The sequence below is a fragment of the Companilactobacillus sp. y65-5 genome (assembly GCF_057541095.1).
Genome location: NZ_BAAJOA010000004.1, coordinates 127989 through 144614, shown reverse-complemented (window position 1 = coordinate 144614; position 16626 = coordinate 127989). Strand labels below are relative to the sequence as shown.

19 protein-coding genes and 1 other annotated feature are annotated in these 16626 nt (G+C 36.8%); all 19 genes read right to left on the bottom strand.

Annotation, left to right across the window (positions count from 1 at the left end):
• Nucleotides 1-11: 11 nt before the first annotated feature.
• On the bottom strand, nucleotides 12-569 hold the full coding sequence (locus AC27FM_RS08730; protein ID WP_487087413.1) for a YceD family protein: 558 nt from the start codon (nucleotides 567-569) through the stop codon (nucleotides 12-14).
• Nucleotides 569-1672: a nucleotidyltransferase gene (locus AC27FM_RS08725; protein WP_487087411.1), complete on the bottom strand. Its 1104-nt coding sequence runs from the start codon at nucleotides 1670-1672 to the stop codon at nucleotides 569-571. Before AC27FM_RS08725 ends, AC27FM_RS08730 begins: the two co-directional genes overlap by 1 nt.
• An 8-nt stretch (nucleotides 1673-1680) precedes the next feature.
• Nucleotides 1681-2409, bottom strand: a complete 729-nt coding sequence (locus tag AC27FM_RS08720) for a class I SAM-dependent methyltransferase (RefSeq protein ID WP_487087409.1) — start codon at nucleotides 2407-2409, stop codon at nucleotides 1681-1683.
• Nucleotides 2409-2765: a ribosome silencing factor gene (gene rsfS, locus AC27FM_RS08715; protein WP_487087407.1), complete on the bottom strand. Its 357-nt coding sequence runs from the start codon at nucleotides 2763-2765 to the stop codon at nucleotides 2409-2411. Before rsfS ends, AC27FM_RS08720 begins: the two co-directional genes overlap by 1 nt.
• Nucleotides 2766-3368 carry a bis(5'-nucleosyl)-tetraphosphatase (symmetrical) YqeK gene (yqeK, locus tag AC27FM_RS08710; protein WP_487087405.1) on the bottom strand — a complete coding sequence of 201 codons (603 nt, stop codon included), beginning with the start codon at nucleotides 3366-3368 and terminating at the stop codon, nucleotides 2766-2768.
• Complete coding sequence (locus tag AC27FM_RS08705; protein WP_487087404.1) at nucleotides 3361-3999, bottom strand: nicotinate-nucleotide adenylyltransferase; 639 nt, start codon at nucleotides 3997-3999, stop codon at nucleotides 3361-3363. The genes yqeK and AC27FM_RS08705 overlap by 8 nt, the downstream gene beginning before the upstream one ends.
• Nucleotides 4000-4023: 24 nt before the next feature.
• Nucleotides 4024-4338, bottom strand: coding sequence for a YhbY family RNA-binding protein (locus AC27FM_RS08700; protein WP_487087403.1), 315 nt, complete (start codon nucleotides 4336-4338; stop codon nucleotides 4024-4026).
• 9 nt (nucleotides 4339-4347) lie between these two features.
• Nucleotides 4348-5469 (bottom strand): ribosome biogenesis GTPase YqeH, encoded by a 1122-nt coding sequence (gene yqeH / locus AC27FM_RS08695; protein ID WP_487087402.1) that lies wholly within the window; start codon nucleotides 5467-5469, stop codon nucleotides 4348-4350.
• Nucleotides 5456-5983: a YqeG family HAD IIIA-type phosphatase gene (locus AC27FM_RS08690; RefSeq protein ID WP_487087400.1), complete on the bottom strand. Its 528-nt coding sequence runs from the start codon at nucleotides 5981-5983 to the stop codon at nucleotides 5456-5458. The genes yqeH and AC27FM_RS08690 overlap by 14 nt, the downstream gene beginning before the upstream one ends.
• A gap of 65 nt (nucleotides 5984-6048) precedes the next feature.
• Nucleotides 6049-6405: a 50S ribosomal protein L20 gene (gene rplT / locus AC27FM_RS08685; RefSeq protein WP_487087398.1), complete on the bottom strand. Its 357-nt coding sequence runs from the start codon at nucleotides 6403-6405 to the stop codon at nucleotides 6049-6051.
• 32 nt (nucleotides 6406-6437) lie between these two features.
• On the bottom strand, nucleotides 6438-6635 hold the full coding sequence (rpmI, locus tag AC27FM_RS08680; protein ID WP_025024860.1) for a 50S ribosomal protein L35: 198 nt from the start codon (nucleotides 6633-6635) through the stop codon (nucleotides 6438-6440).
• A 14-nt stretch (nucleotides 6636-6649) separates the two neighbouring features.
• Entirely contained in the window at nucleotides 6650-7180 is a 531-nt protein-coding gene (infC, locus tag AC27FM_RS08675) for a translation initiation factor IF-3 (RefSeq protein WP_487087621.1), read from the bottom strand.
• A 24-nt stretch (nucleotides 7181-7204) separates the two neighbouring features.
• Nucleotides 7205-7313, bottom strand: a sequence feature (ribosomal protein L20 leader region).
• A 64-nt stretch (nucleotides 7314-7377) separates the two neighbouring features.
• Nucleotides 7378-9324, bottom strand: coding sequence for a threonine--tRNA ligase (gene thrS, locus AC27FM_RS08670; protein WP_487087396.1), 1947 nt, complete (start codon nucleotides 9322-9324; stop codon nucleotides 7378-7380).
• A gap of 302 nt (nucleotides 9325-9626) precedes the next feature.
• The gene (gene dnaI, locus AC27FM_RS08665) at nucleotides 9627-10535 is read right to left on the bottom strand and encodes a primosomal protein DnaI (RefSeq protein ID WP_487087394.1); all 909 of its coding nucleotides are present in this window, start codon (nucleotides 10533-10535) and stop codon (nucleotides 9627-9629) included.
• 2 nt (nucleotides 10536-10537) lie between these two features.
• Entirely contained in the window at nucleotides 10538-11920 is a 1383-nt protein-coding gene (locus AC27FM_RS08660; protein WP_487087392.1) for a DnaD domain protein, read from the bottom strand.
• A gap of 11 nt (nucleotides 11921-11931) precedes the next feature.
• Nucleotides 11932-12414 (bottom strand): transcriptional regulator NrdR, encoded by a 483-nt coding sequence (gene nrdR, locus AC27FM_RS08655; RefSeq protein WP_487087390.1) that lies wholly within the window; start codon nucleotides 12412-12414, stop codon nucleotides 11932-11934.
• 21 nt (nucleotides 12415-12435) lie between these two features.
• Complete coding sequence (coaE, locus tag AC27FM_RS08650) at nucleotides 12436-13029, bottom strand: dephospho-CoA kinase (protein WP_487087388.1); 594 nt, start codon at nucleotides 13027-13029, stop codon at nucleotides 12436-12438.
• The gene (mutM, locus tag AC27FM_RS08645) at nucleotides 13026-13853 is read right to left on the bottom strand and encodes a DNA-formamidopyrimidine glycosylase (protein ID WP_487087386.1); all 828 of its coding nucleotides are present in this window, start codon (nucleotides 13851-13853) and stop codon (nucleotides 13026-13028) included. The genes coaE and mutM overlap by 4 nt, the downstream gene beginning before the upstream one ends.
• A 28-nt stretch (nucleotides 13854-13881) precedes the next feature.
• Nucleotides 13882-16539 carry a DNA polymerase I gene (gene polA, locus AC27FM_RS08640; protein WP_487087384.1) on the bottom strand — a complete coding sequence of 886 codons (2658 nt, stop codon included), beginning with the start codon at nucleotides 16537-16539 and terminating at the stop codon, nucleotides 13882-13884.
• Between the last annotated feature and the right edge of the window lie 87 nt (nucleotides 16540-16626).

The following is a 16626-nucleotide window of genomic DNA, read 5'->3' as shown; positions in this document are numbered from 1 at the left end:
AGTGTATAAAATCACTTCTTTTCATCGTTATCTTTAAATAAATTTTTTAATTTTGCAAATTCAGGATTAATCTGCTTATCCTCTTCTTTTTGCCTTTGGTAATCCTCTTCAGAGATGACTTCCCAATTTTTTCCTGATGGCATATTTTCACCGTTCTCTTCATCAGCAGTCAGGATTTGACTCGGAATATTCAACAAAATATTGTCTAAAATGGATTCATAAACATCAATCGTTGGATGTTCTTCATCAATTGGTATGATAATTGTATTCTCATCGATCTCTTCGGTATCAATATTGTCGATATTGTAGGCCTCATTAATTCTAATTTTCATTGGTACTTCAACTGGTTCTAAACTTCTAGTAGATGGTAAGGTAATACTTGTTTCTACCTTAACGTCTGAAATAACCAAACCATTATCGTTGAATAGTTGACCATCAACGTTTACAGACTCAACTTTGATAATATCAGTTGAACGTTCCATTAATTCTTTTTCTAAATCTAATTTTTCATTAAAAGCAAAGGGTTTGTCTTTGTACTTACGTACGTCTTGAACATCCCAGTTTAACATTAATTTTCCCCCTCTATGATCGGTATTCTTCCAAAATTTTGCTCTTCATTCGCAATTAACCCTCTAATTTTATCAACTTTTAACTCAAGTGACAAAATATCTCGCTCTTTTTTACCGATACGAGTTATCAGCGGCATACTGGCATTTTTTTTCAATTCATTGAGATACTGTTTACCATTAGTATTAAAGCCTAGAATCCTTAAATAGGGATTTTGAAACACTGCTTCTACTTCGGATTTTTTCACATTAAACAATGTGTACAGAGCCAATCTTCTCAATCTTGCTAATGTATAACGTTTAGATTTTACATTCATCAAAAATTCATCAAACGTATTGCTGTGATCGATTTCTTTTATAAATTTATATTCTAAACCTTCAACCATCTGATAGATTTCATGCAGTTCATCAATTGAGCTACTTTGGATCCGATATTTTAATAGTCCAAAATAATCATCCCAATGAACGTTTTCAGAGTTTGCGATATATTTTTGCATTTTTTCAGGTACTAGTGTCGTTATATTTTCACTATTGATTATCATCTTACGAATCTTAGTTGCACTGATCCCATGGCTTTCACGCAGGATCGCTTGAACCTGCATATCGTATGAATTCTTCAAAATTTCTTGAACATAGTTCAAGCCTAACAACTGGTTTGGATGATTCATAACATCCAGACCAGCATTTTTATATACTTGATTCAAATTTTGAGCAAAACTACTACTGTAGTTTTGTTCAAAGTTAGTATCTAATTGTAATAATTTTCTTGAAAGGGATTTAAAATCTAAATCCGTCTCTGTTCCGAATACCAAATTATTCACGCCTAGTCCATTTAAAAGTCCGATACTCCCTTGGGCAAACAAACTCGCTGGCTCAACAGCGTAGGCAAAAGGTAATTCAACGACTAGATCGACCCCACTATTAATTGCTACTTGAGCGCGATTCCACTTATCAACAATGGCAAAATCACCCCGCTGTACAAAATTGCCAGATACTACAGCAATCAAGACGTCAGGGTGATATTTTTTTTTGATTTCTTCAATAAAAAGACTATGACCATCGTGAAATGGATTAAATTCTGCTACAAATCCATAAATTTTCGCCATAGAAACCTCTATTTCTCAGCCTCAAAGAACCAACGATTAGAATCTTGCTTAGGCTCAGAGCGACCAAAATCAGCACTTACTTTAATATGCTTGAATCCAATATCTTCTAGGATTTCAACAAATGTTGTAATCGGATAGGTTCTCTCATAATGGAGCTCAGTACTAGCATTATAGCCATTGATACTGTCATCCCAGTTAAAAAATGTCAATTCATGCTCGATACTGTGTGGATATTCGCCTTCAAAGCTACTCCACATGAATGCTGAATCTTCTTCTTTATGATTGAACATATATCCTGGAAAGACTTCATCCATCTGATACAGTGAGTGCGCATCAAATAAATACTTGCCGCCTCTGTTCAAATGTTGGTATGCCTGATTGAAGGCAATAGCTAATTCATCTTCATCCTTAAGATAGCAGATCGAATCATCAAAACAAGTAATCAGGTCATAGTTGCCAAGCTCAAATAGATCCATCATATTACTCTGTACGAATGGAATCGATACATGAGCATCATCGGCTTTTTCTTGAGCAATTTTTAACATTTCCTCAGACAAATCCGTACCAGTGACTTGATATTCATTGGCTAACAAGACTGTTAAATCACCAGCACCACACGCTACATCTAGTAGCGTCTCGGCACCACCTGCACGTAACTTGACATAATTAGCCCAATCATTATATAGGTCATCATCCATCAATTCATTGTAGACCCGTGCAAAAGAATTGTAGATCATTATTCAGTTACCAAATCTGAAATATCAACTTCTGGTGCATCTGACCATAGTTTTTCAAGGTTATAGAAGTCACGTTCTTCAGATACGAACACATGAACAACTACATCATGTAAGTCGATAAGGATCCACTTAGAGTCACGTTTACCTTCCACATGTCCTACATCGACACCATTCTTACCCATTTGGTCCAAAACTTCTTGCACGATAGCGTCAACTTGACGTTGTGAACTAGCATCCATGATGACGAAATAATCCGCCATGATGCTTACTTCACTAATATTTAAAACTTGAATATCATTTGCATGTTTGCTATCTGCTGCTTTTACTGCTGTTTCCATAATTTCCTTTGAATTCAATTACAGTTCTCCTTTTGCCATCCAATAATTATAGCTATCAAATGTAGCTGGATAAATTTTTCTATTCTTATCAACTAAATGTGCTACTGAATGTTTAAGTTCGTAGGCGACCGCCGCATCCAATGATTCTTTTGCGTACTCACGCGCTATCTCAATACCGGGAAAATCACGTTTAGGTTCGATAAAATCACCAACAAAGACACACTTATCTACCTGTGTCATATTAGTAGAACCAACTGTATGACGTCTGACAGAATTTAGTACGTCCTCATCATAAATACCTAATTCATCTTTGATGATCTCGGCACCAACGATACCATGCCAGATAGCGTTATTATAATTTAATAAATCAGGATCCAAATTTTTGGATTTTATTACTTGAATAAATTCCTCATCAGGTCTCTCCTTAGTATAATCATGCAATAATCCACCTAGGCCAGCCTTTTGTACGTCGGCACCGTATTCTGCAGCTAACCCGCGCGATACACGCTCAACTCGTAAACAATGTGTGAACCGAAAGTCACTCATTTGCGCTTGCATTCGATTGACTAATGATTCACGATCAAAACCATATTTTACTTCATCATAGTTAAAATTAGTCATGATATAGCCCCTTGTCTTTAATATATTCTTCTACTTCATCTGGAACCAAATATTTGATCGATTGACCTTTTTTGATACGGTCACGAATCATACTTGAACTAATTTCCAGTTCCGGAGTATTTACCCAAAGTATAGGATATTTTGACTTTTTCTCAAAGCCTTTACGACAAACACCTACAAAATGTACCATATTGATCAACTCATCAATATGATCCCAATCAGGCAGATTTTTGACCATGTCGCCACCAATGATGAAATAATACTCAGTATCAGGGTTATACTGCTTCAATAACTTGATAGTTTCGTATGTATAACTGACACCACCACGATTGATATCTGTTAAATCAAGATCAAAATGCATATTATCACGAATGGCCATTTTGAGCATCTCGATACGATCTTCACTACTTATTGAAGGTTTTTCCTTTTTCACATTTTTGTGTGGCGGAATCTTGTCCGGTAGAAATAAAATTTTATTTAAACACAGTTGCTCATATACTTGTTCAGCAATCACCAAATGACCCATATGGATCGGGTTAAAGGTGCCACCCAAAATCCCTACATGTCTTCTAGTCCGATTGGTATTAAATTGTGGTTTCACTTTAGTTAATAATTGACTTTTTGTATTCATTATTTTTCACTACGTTCACTAATACTAAATTTTTTCTAATTCCAAAGAAATTTTACGATTTTTAATTTTTGGGGCTTTCTTGTAAATAATGATCTTTGAACCGATAGTTTGAATCGGTACGATTTGATCATCGAACTCTGCAAGGGCCTCGATCAAGTCATGAGCTTCAACCATCGTGTTTTGTAATAATGATATCTTGATCAATTCATTCTTATTAACCTGTAATTCTATTTGATCAAGAAGATTATCACTCAGGCCTTCTCTACCAATTTGAATCAATGGTTTGATAGTTTGAGCTTTACCTCTTAAAAAACTATTCTTTTTTCCTTTAATTATCATATATTCTCCTTAAATAATAGCATCGCGAATTGAAACACTGACGCCTTCTGGTACATATACACGTACTTTACAGTTTTCAGGGATAGTTACCCAACCTAATCCATAAACGACGATATCGGACTTGCTGTGCGATGTAAATTCGTGCTTTTGTAATTCTGGGAAACTTTCGATCTCAGTTGGTGGAGTCAAGTCCTTACCAACATGTTTCTCATAGAATTCTTCGGCATTGACAGTCTTAGTACGATGCAATAATAGATTTTGATTTACATAAAAAACAACATTAGTTTTTTCATCCAAGAAGTCGAATCTTGCTAATCCTGAAACAAAAATCGATTGACCATCGCGCAATTGGAATGTGGCAGGTCGCAATGGTTTCTTAGGTGTAATAGTCTTCAAATCTTTATCATTCAGAACATGTGCTAATTGGTATTTATGAATAATACCTGGTGTATCTACTAAATTATGCCCATCGTCCAATGGGATATCAATTCTATCAAGTGTAGTACCGGGAAAACGAGAAGTAGTTATTAAGTTTTTGACATCAGAACTTTGAGCAATGATACGATTAATCAAAGTTGATTTACCTGTATTAGTTGTACCTACTACGTATACATCTTGACCCTTACGATATTTATCGATCATCTTCATCAATGCATCGATATTAGTTCCTTTTTCTGCAGAAACCATTAATTGATCAACAGATTTGATACCATTTTCTTTACTCTTCTGTTGTAACCAATTCAACAATCGATTTTGATTTACTGATTTTGGTAATAGATCAACTTTATTACCCACGACTAATATATCTTTGTCGCCGACGAATCTTTGTAGTCCGGGGATAACACTACCCTCATAGTCAAAGATATCAATAACATTTACGATCAAACCGTCTTTTTGGGCAATTGAATCTAGTAATTTTAAGAAGTCATCATCATCAACATTCACATCGGTAATCTCATTATAATTACGTAGACGGAAGCATCTCTTACATAGAAGTTCTCTGGAGTCATCGTCTGATTCCAGATACTTATTCAATGTAGAGTTTTGGATGAATCCCGGTTTGGTTGAATCTTCTGTTTGAAGTTCAGCCCCACAACCAATACAATACAACTTTTCATTAATCTCTGTCATTTAATGAGTCCTTCCAATTCATATTTGAATCATGTTTCTGTATAAATTTTAAAATAGGACGCTCAAAAAATCTATTCACACGGGTTTTCTTAGCATCTGTTTTTACAATTGGCTTTACAAGCACCGTTTTTAATCCAGCCATGTTACCTGCTAGAACATCTGTCATCACTTGGTCACCCACAAATAACACATTTTTGGGAGCGATGTTTTCTTCCCTTAAATGGTGAATAATTGCGAATGGTAGTGGTTTTGCAGCACGAGCAACTATTGATACCGGCAAATCAGTCACTGCCTTCTCAACACGCTCGTAACTGTTATTTGATACTATCAAAACTTCAATATTAGCTCTATTCATTTGGTTTAGCCATTTGCGCAACGTTAGTTCATACTTATTGCTATTCCACGGTAAAAGTGTATTGTCCAAATCTGTCATTATGGTGGTAATATTCATTTCTTTCAAACTACTAACGTCTAAGTCAGTAATTCTATTGAGCATAACATATGGTTTAAACATTTTTAGTCCTCTTTTATACTTAGTAAAAAAACGTAATTTGGAATATCCAAATTACGTTTTCATCATTAAGCTAAAGCTTTTTTAGCTGTATCTACTAAACTTGTAAATGCTTTTGGATCTTCAATAGCTAATTGAGCCAACATCTTACGGTTGATATCAACGTTTGCTAACTTCAAACCATGCATTAATTTGCTGTAGCTGATTTCGTTCATTCTTGCAGCAGCATTAATTCTAGCAATCCATAGCTTACGGAAATCACGTTTTCTTTGACGGCGATCACGGAATGCATAACGGTATGAAACCATTACTTGCGTATGTGCTGCCTTGAAAGTGATATGTTTTGAACCACGATATCCCTTAGCTAATTTTAATATTTTCTTACGACGTTTACGAGTTACTGTTCCACCTTTTACACGTGGCATAATGACTCCTCCTTTAAATTACAAATAAATAATTAGTATGTAGCTAGCATTTGTTTGATACGTTTCATATCACTTGCGTTAACCATTCCTGGTTTAGCCAATTGACGACGTTGCTTCTTTGTCTTACCGTGGAAACGGTGACTTGTATAAGCATGGCTTCTCTTCCAACCACCATTAGCAGTTTTCTTGAATCTCTTTGCTGATGCACGGTGTGTTTTTTGTTTAGGCATTAGAAACCCCTCCACTATTTTTTCTTATTGTCTTTAGAACTAATTGGATCAAGCATCAAGAACATGTTACGACCGTCCATCTTAGGCTTAGTTGTCACTGTTGCAACATCCTTAGTCTCTTCAGCTACACGATCTAAAACTTCTTTACCTATCTCTTTATGAGTAATTGCTCTACCCTTAAAACGAAGAGATACTTTGACCTTATCACCTTTAGCCAAGAACTTACGAGCGTTGTTCACCTTCGTATTGAAGTCATTGGCCTCAATGGTAGGACTTAGTCGAACTTCTTTCAAACTAACGGTTTTTTGTTTCTTACGTGCTTCACGATTCTTCTTTTGAAGTTCAAACTTATATTTACCATAGTCCATGATTCTTGCCACTGGGGGTTTTGCGCCTGGGGACATTAGGACAAGGTCCATATTAGCTGCATCAGCCAAACGTTGGGCTTCTGCTGTTGGTTTAACACCAACTTGATCTCCATTTTCTGAAATTAATCGTACTTCTTTAGCACGGATTTGATCGTTTATTAATAGATCTCTTGCTATGAGTAGTCACCTCCGAAAAATCTGATCCCACAAAAAAAGTGGGCGCATACGCACGCCCACTATTATCTACATAATCGTATTAACCTAGAGGCCATAAAGCTTAGGTGAGAAGCGGGCGCTTCTGCTTAATCTCAACAGTTAAATATAATACATGATAACTCGTGAACTGTCAACACGTTTAAATACTATTTTTATAATTAGCCGTTTCTACGACTAAAGTTATTGTTATCTGCAACAACTGCACCAACAAACATTGGTAAGTTTTCTGACTCTGAATGTTCTTCTCCATATTTTCTAACTGAAACAGTAGCGTCGGCCATTTCTTGGTCACCAACAACGGCTGTATATGGGATCTTCATTGTTTGAGAATCACGGATCTTGTAACCCATCTTCTCATCACGTGTATCTATTTCTGCACGAATATTTTTAGAACGTAGTTCTTTAAGTAGATTTTCTGCATAAGAACCATGAAGTTTTTGGTTAACTGGAATAATACGTACTTGTGTTGGAGCCAACCATGTTGGGAATGCACCCTTGTACATTTCAATTAGATATGCAATAAATCTTTCCATTGTTGAAACGATTCCACGGTGAATCATAACTGGTCTGTGGTCTTCACCATCTGAACCAACATATGTTAGTTGGAATTTCTCTGGTTGCATGAAGTCTAATTGGATAGTTGACAATGTCTCTTCGTTACCCAAAGCTGTCTTGGTTTGAACATCTAACTTTGGACCATAGAATGCAGCTTCACCCTCTGCTTCATAGTAGTCAAGACCTAGTTCGTCCATGGCACCCTTAAGCATTGATTGTGACTTGTCCCACATTTCATTATCATCGAAGTATTTTTCTGTATTAGCAGGATCTCTGTAACTTAGACGGAATGAGTAGTCAGTAATATCAAAGTCCTTATATACTTCAACCATCAATTGAAGTGTACGCTTAAATTCAGCTTGGATTTGATCTAGTGCAACGAATGTATGACCATCGTTAAGTGTCATTTCACGAACACGTTGCAAACCACTCAAGGCACCTGATTTTTCATATCTATGCATCATACCTAATTCAGCGATACGAACTGGTAATTCACGATATGAACGTTTGTGATGGTTATAAATTTGAATATGTGAAGGACAGTTCATTGGACGAAGTTCAAGCATTTCGCCATCACCCATATCCATTGGTGGGAACATGTCTTCACGGTAGTGTTCCCAGTGACCTGAAGTCTTATAAGCATTCAAGTTCATTAGAACTGGTGTATACACGTGTTGGTAACCCCATGCAACTTCCTTGTCAATAATATATCTTTCGATGACACGACGGATTGTTGCACCATTTGGCATCCAGTATGGTAGTCCTGCACCAACTTCGGGATCAACGAAGAATAGATCTAAATCACGACCAATTGTTCTGTGATCACGCTCTTTGATTTCAGCACGGCGTTTTGCATCTTTTTCAAGGTCTGCTTCGTTATAGAAGGCTGTACCATAGATTCTTTGTAGCATTGGATTACTTGACTTACCTTGCCAATATGCACCGGCAACTGATAGCAAATTAAAGTGTTTCAAATCTTTCATACTTGGTAGAATAGCATCGTAACCGAAGTCAACGAAATCATCTAATTTATATACTGGGATTTGAACTGAGTCGATTGCACTGATCAATGATGACTTGAATGGATCATCTTTGAACATTTCAACAAGTTCTGACTTATCCATCAAGACACGTTCAACTTTGTCATTGTTCTTAACGATTTTGTGCATAATAGCAACGATATCTTCTAGTTCATCAACGCTGATTTGACCATTTTTGTCATCTGTATCAACAAAGAAACCATCATCATTTGATTCTTTTTCGCCAAAGTGAATATCCTTCTTGAATTCACTGGCAGCAGCACCGAATACCAAACTTGCGGTGTTTCTCAAAACCTTAAGTGAATCTTCATCATCTTCACCAGCAATAATTTCAATTTTGCCATCTTGGCTTATTGGACGTTCTACATCAATTAATGTGTCATTAAGCTTACCAGCGACAGCTTTTTTACCTAATGAAGTACTAATTGATTTTGCAACATCTAAGACAGTTGTGCCTTCATCAAACTCTCTAACAGAATCATCTGGAAATGTTAATTTGATTTTTGACATGTGGTTTCCTCCTAATTTTTGGGCAACAAAAATGCGTCCCTGAAGTATATACACACTAAAATGTATACATACTTCAGGGACGCATTTCTACGCGGTTCCACCCACTTTAAAACTGCACAAAAACAGTTTTCACTCTTTTGGTTATAAAGTAACCGACAATTATACAGTTGTTAGTGAAAGTGGTAGCTCCAGTAATGGGTAAGCTTTCAGTATACGTACCCTCCCTGAATAGAACCGAAGTGTTGTCTTTCATGCACTTATTGAAACATTTATGAATTGATTTTGCAAGCGAAATAGGAAATCTATTTTGAAAAGCGGCGATTTGGTCCGCTTACTATGACCTCTTTGGAAAGGTATTTTACCCGCTCCATGATTCGCTTTGCCTTTACAGGCTCTTCTTCTCCACGCTGATTTGTAGACAAGTGTTCTTCCAACTCAGACATTGAAAAATTCGACGAGAAAAATGTTGGCATGTTTTCCTGCATTCGATACTGCAAGATAACTCCCAATACCTCATCCCTGATCCAACTGGACATTGAGTCAGCCCCGATATCATCCAACATCAAGATTTCAGAACCTTTGATCTTGTTAACTCGTTCCAAAACATTATTTTGTCCGATAGCATTTTTCATATCAATAGCAAACGTTGGAAAATGCATAATAGTCGTTCTGACATCTTGCTTGAACAACTCATTTGCAATTGCCCCAAGTAAATAAGTTTTACCTACTCCAAAATCACCTGCTAAGTACAATCCCGGTGTAAATATTTTGTCATTAGAATAGTTTTCGATGAAATTGATTGCTTCAGACAAGGCTTGAGTCCTACCAGCACCATCATAATCATCCAGTGTTGCCTTACGAATATCACTAGGCATATTAAGCAACACGAATTTGGATTCATAATTTGACTTACGTTCCTCATCTTGAGTTCTCACATTAGGAACGTAGACGACCTCGATATTGTGGTTGCTGACAACTAGTCGTGGATAGTATCCCTTCGACAATTCATTTTGATGTGTTTTATGATTATAAAACTCATAAATACTAGCCGCACTGACATCTATTGCTTCTGAGCTAATGCGTTCAGTATTTTCCTTTAGAAACTTTTGCACGTCAGGATCATTCATGGCTTGACTCATCAAACGACGATAATCATCAGTTAGATTTTTTGAATTTAAATATTCAGCTAGTTTTGATCCTAAATTTTCCATGATTAATTATCCTTATTTCTCAATTTTCTGAGTCTCTCTTGTAATTCTTGCTGCTTTTGTTGCGCATCCTTATCATTGATCGGCTTGGAGGTAACCTTGCTCCAATCAGTACCTTGTTCTGTTTTACGTGGAGTTCGATTATTCGAATATCTCCGCTTAGGATTGCGAGATTTAGTTTTGAAATCATGTAACCTCTGCAAAGCTTGTTCTGGAGTTTCAACGTTATTTTGCTGCCAATCATTAGCCATGGTTTCCATCAACGGTAGCGTCAACGTTGGTGAGTTTTGTAAGATATAGTCCACCATGATGTTCAATACCGCCGGTGACAAGTAGGTTTTCATAGCCATATCACGTAGAGCTCTGGATTCCACCGTACCTGTGAATCCACCACTCTTCTTCTTCTCAGCTGCCAAAAAATCAGCCGGTGCTAGTGACTTCGCTTGTTGTAAAAGCAAGTCATCAGCACGATTAAATCTAGTCACGATTGGAGACTGATTGTTATCGGTTGTAGTTTGATTATTCGCAGTCTTTACCGCAATGTTAGCATTTTTTTCAAATCTATCTTGGACGACTTTTTTTAGGCGTACGGGATCGATTTTGTTATTGACAATATCGCAGGTTTGCCCAATCAAATTAATGATTGCCATTTCATCGATGCCATAGAAGGCATGCAAACTGATGATCAAATCCTGATTCTCTAATAAGTCGTTTCTCGAAATTTTAAATAACTGTTCAATTCTTTCAACAATCAACTCCCAATCCAATTGCTCATTAGCGGATATTTTGACAGTCGGTTGTTGCTCCTCGACATCATCAAATTCAGACTGTGCTGATTTAACTTCAGACGGCGTATTTATCAAGTCATCATTGCTGAGTTGGAATACTTCTAAGAAATCTTTGCTGACTTCCTTAGCATCATTCAAAATATCATTTGATTGAGAATATTTTTGTACCATTTTGTGATAGTTATTTTCACCAATTTGTTCGTATAAAAAAATGCTCATCAAGTCATCATTAAAAAACTCATGCGGCGACAGAGGTTCGAATAACTGATATACACAGTAATCACCAATGTCGTCATGTTTTTCGTAGGCTCTGATCAATCCCAGTGCTTCTGCCTTGATACGTTCATTGTAAAAAGTTTTGAGGTCAATATCCAACAAACTCATGAGTTCCGCGTGACTTTGACGCTCACTGATCAATTCCTTATTAGGGATTTTTTCCCATAGTAACAAATAAATGCTATAAGCACGTGTGCCAAGTAACGGCAAATAAAGATCAGTCAAAACGTGACGATCATAATCATTTATTTGCCCGTGTGGCAAACACCAATAACCCGTCAAAGGTGTAAATTTTGTCGGATCATAATTAAATTCTTTTGCCAATTGAGCACTCCCTAATCTTTCTCAGATTTATCTTCTGATCCATCATTGGCCATCATCTCTTGAACTTCCTTCATGAAGCCATTCATATCTTTGAATTCTCGATAAACACTGGCAAAACGAATATAGCTGACATCATCAACATCAGCAAGTATCTTCATAACATACTCGCCAATAGTCTGTGATCCCACTTCGTTTTCGCCAGTCGCACGAATTTGATTTTCGACCTTATCGACGATTTCGTTCATTTGGTCAATGGTCACTGGACGTTTTTCTGCTGCACGAACTAAACCGCGTAACAGCTTTTCACGACTGAACTCTTCACGGTTGCCATTCTTTTTGATCACTAACAATGGTGATTTTTCAATTCTTTCAAATGTCGTAAAACGTGTCCCGCAGTACTCGCATTCTCTTCTACGTCTAATAGCACGACCTTCATCACTAGGGCGACTGTCGACGACTTTTGACGAATCATGATGACAATGTGGACAAATCATATCATCAGCCTCTTTTCCGTATTACAATTTTTTTATCAAGTTATAAATTTCCGTTTGTAAAATATTAATGCTACCTGAATTATCAATCACATAATCTGCCTGCTGCCGCTTATCATCCATCGACATTTGTGATTTTATTTTCTTCATAGCAGCTTCTTCACTAATTCTATCACGTTCCATCAAGCGCTTTAATTGAATTTCTTGTGGCAAATATATACAGATAACGCCATCAAAAAAACCTTGATAATTTGATTCGAATAATAATTGAATTTCAAATATAACAATTTTTTTATCACTTGATTTACGAGCTTGTTCCATTGTATGAATAATACGCTCGCGAATCAATGGTCCAGTGATATTAGTTAGCTTTTTAAGTTGATTTTTATCACTGAAAACAATCGAACCCAATTTTTTTCGATTTAACGTACCATCTGACTCCAAAATATCTTCACCGAATGTCCGCACGATACTAGCCAAACCCTCTGTCCCTGGCTGAACGACATCTCTTGCGACTTGATCAGCATCGTACACTATACATCCATTTTTTCTTAATAAATCCCGAACCGTTGATTTTCCAGCAGCGATGCCACCTGTTAATCCATAGATTTTGCTCATTTGAGTACCTGACAAGTTGGACAGAAATGCGTGCCACGACCACCAACTTTAATTTTTTCGATTGTCGTACCACAACGATCGCATGGAGTTCCTTCTTTGCCATACGCGTGTAAGAAGTCTTGCATGTGCCCGGCATGGCCAGTTGAATCGAGATATGATCTGACAGTCGAACCGCCGGATTCAATACCCATTTTCATTTCTTCGTTAGAGTATTTAATAATATTATCAATGTCTTCATCACTCATGTGATTAGCAGGGGTTTCGGGATGAATCTTAGCATTCCACAAAACTTCATCAACATAAATATTCCCTAACCCGCTCATTACCGACTGATCTAACAAAACCGTTTTAATATCCTTACGATGTCGCATAATCCTAGGTTTTACGTTGTCAAATGTAAAATCAGCTGATAACGGTTCTGGACCTAATTTAGAAATTGATTTATTTGTGGAAAGATCGGCTGTCCGCCAAATTTGCATGCGTCCAAATTTACGCACATCATTGTAAATAAGTTTTTGACCATCATCTAGGGTGAAGATAGCGTGAGAATGTTTGTCAATCATGGCTGGATCGGCTGATACTCGATACTTACCTTCCATACGCAAGTGACTAATGATCGTAAATCCACTATCAAGATGGATCAACAAAAACTTTGCTCGGCGACCGATATCTGAGATTCTAGTACCAGTAACCATATCAATGAATTGTTGAACATCCCCCGTAATTAAATTTTGATATCTGATTTCTACATTAACAATCTCTTTGCCTTTGATCTGAGAGATCAAACCACGTCTAACAGTTTCCACTTCTGGCATTTCAGGCATACTATTCACTCATTTCTATTTATTTTTATTATTTAGCTTCATACCAACTTTCACCATGGGCTGAACCAACTTTTAATGGAACATCAAGTTTGACAGCTGAATCCATGACGCTAGGAACTAATTTTTCCAAAATAGGAATTTCTGATTTTGGAGCTTCAAAAATCATCTCATCATGTACTTGTAGTAACAAGTTAGTCTGAAGGTTTTCTTTTTCAATCATCTTTTGCATATTGATCATCGCAACTTTGATAATATCGGCGGCACTACCTTGAATCGGTGTGTTCATAGCCGTTCGTTGGGCGAAGTTTCTAATATTAAAGTTCTTAGAATGGATATCTGGCAGATATCTACGGCGGTGCATGATCGTCTCAACGTAGCCATTTTCACGAGCAAATTTAACGATGTCACTCATGTACTTCTTAACTCCGGGATATTGTTCAAAATATGAATCAATAAATCTAGCGGCCTCTTTACGAGTAATACCGATATTTTGTGATAGACCATAGTCACTAATACCGTAGACGATACCGAAATTCGTCGCCTTAGCTTTACGTCGCATATCAGGTGTGACTTCATCAGTACTATCCAATCCAAAGATTCTCATAGCAGTATGAGCATGGATGTCATAGTCTTCTTTAAATGCTTCCTGCATATTTTCATCGCCAGAAATATGTGCCAAGACCCGCAATTCAACTTGTGAATAATCAGCCGAGAACATTTCCCAATCGTCATCTTGAGGTACAAAGGCTTTTCTGATCTGACGACCTTCATCGATTCTGATCGGTATGTTTTGTAAATTAGGTTCGATTGATGACAAGCGACCAGTCTGAGTTAAGGTCTGTTGGTAAATCGTATGGATTCGATTATCTGGTTGAATGAACTTTTGAAGACCAACTGCATAAGTAGAGTTTATCTTTGATATTTGACGATAGTCCAATATCTTTTGTACTACTGGTGATTCGCTCTTCAATTTTTCAAGGACATCGACCGCAGTTGAATAGCCCGTCTTTGTTTTTTTGATAACAGGTAATTTTAGTTTTTCAAATAAGATAACACCTAATTGTTTTGGTGAATTAATATTAAACTCTTCACCAGCCTCTTGATATATTTGCTGCTCAATATCGCCCAATCGTTTGGCAAAATCATTTTGCATCTCCTGTAAACGGCTGGCATCAACCTTGACACCTTTTATTTCCATGCTTGCCAACACATTTGACAATGGCAGTTCGATCTCGTCGTACAGACTATCTTGATCATTCTGCTTCAACTCAACTAGCATTTTATCGCGTAGCTCACCAATGACATTTGCCTTTTGGCATAAGAAATTAAGTAGTATTTGATCATCATCAGGGACGGCTTTTTTGACACCCTTGCCATAGAATTCTTCTTCAGTTGGTAAATTATGTCCGTAGTTTTGTGCGACTATACCTATGTCAGTCTTATTATCGTTAGTATCTAACAAATAAGAAACTAGCAACATATCAAAGCTTACGCCTACGAAATCACAACCATAACGATGCAATAACGCTATGGTTTTTTTGTTATCAAAAACATATTTTTCCTGATCAGGGTTTGCTAACCAATTTTTAAATTTATCATTTTCTAAAATAGAAACATCAGTCGTAGCGTAGTAACTGCCCTCACTTGCAACTGCCAGTCCAATAATAGGTGAAATATGATAATTATCCCCAAAGCTCTCAACTATGACTGTTTGTGGTTTATTGCTTGAAGTAATCATCTCAATTGCTTCGGAATTTAACTCAGAGAACTTAATGTCTGCCAGTTCTTCTTTAGATTCACCAGTATCAACGTTCATTCTCTCAAGGAACGAATTAAAATCCATACGCTGATAGAATTTGATCAATTGTTCTTGATTGTCACCGTGGTATTCCAGATCTCCTAAAGCTAACTCAACTGGTGCTTCGCAATTGATAGTAGCTAGTTTTTTACTCAAAAATGCCTGATCCTTATCATTGATCAAATGCTCTTTAAGTTTGCTTTTTTTCATTTCATCAACGTGGTCATATAAGTTCTCGATTGATCCATATTCATTTAATAATTTGATAGCTGTTTTTTCACCGACTTTTTCAACACCTGGATAATGATCAGAAGTATCTCCCATCAATCCCTTCATGTCGATGATCTGTTGTGGGTCAATACCGAGTTTTTCTTTAACGTGTTCGGGCGTATAGGCTTCCGTTTCAGTAACACCCTTGACGTTAACTCGAACAGTCACCTTGTCAGTCGTCAACTGTGTCAAATCTCGATCGCCTGTGATAACCGTGACATCCATGCCCTCAGATTGTCCGTTACGTGACATCGTCCCGATTATGTCATCAGCTTCATAATTTTTGAGTTCGTAAGTTTTGATGCCACGTAAATTTAATAGTTCCTGAATAAGCGGCAGTTGCTCCATCAATTCTGGTGGAGTTTTAGCACGTGTACCTTTATACTCTGAAAACATTTCAGTTCTAAAAGTAGTTTTACCAGCATCAAAGGCTACGAGAGCATGAGTCGGTTTCTCATCCTTCAAAATAATATCCAGCATATTGTTGAATGCATACAGCGCGTTAGTATGGATACCATCACCCGAAACAAATTTATCTAAAACATTATGCATGGCAAAGAATGCTCTAAATGAAACACTATTTCCATCAATTAAAAGTAACTTTTTATTTTCCGTCATTTTTTCTCCCATTTGAAACGAAGTTAACCACTATTATTTTAACAAATTAACTGCGTCTGTAACAGTTGTTGAGTTTGTGGCAACAAA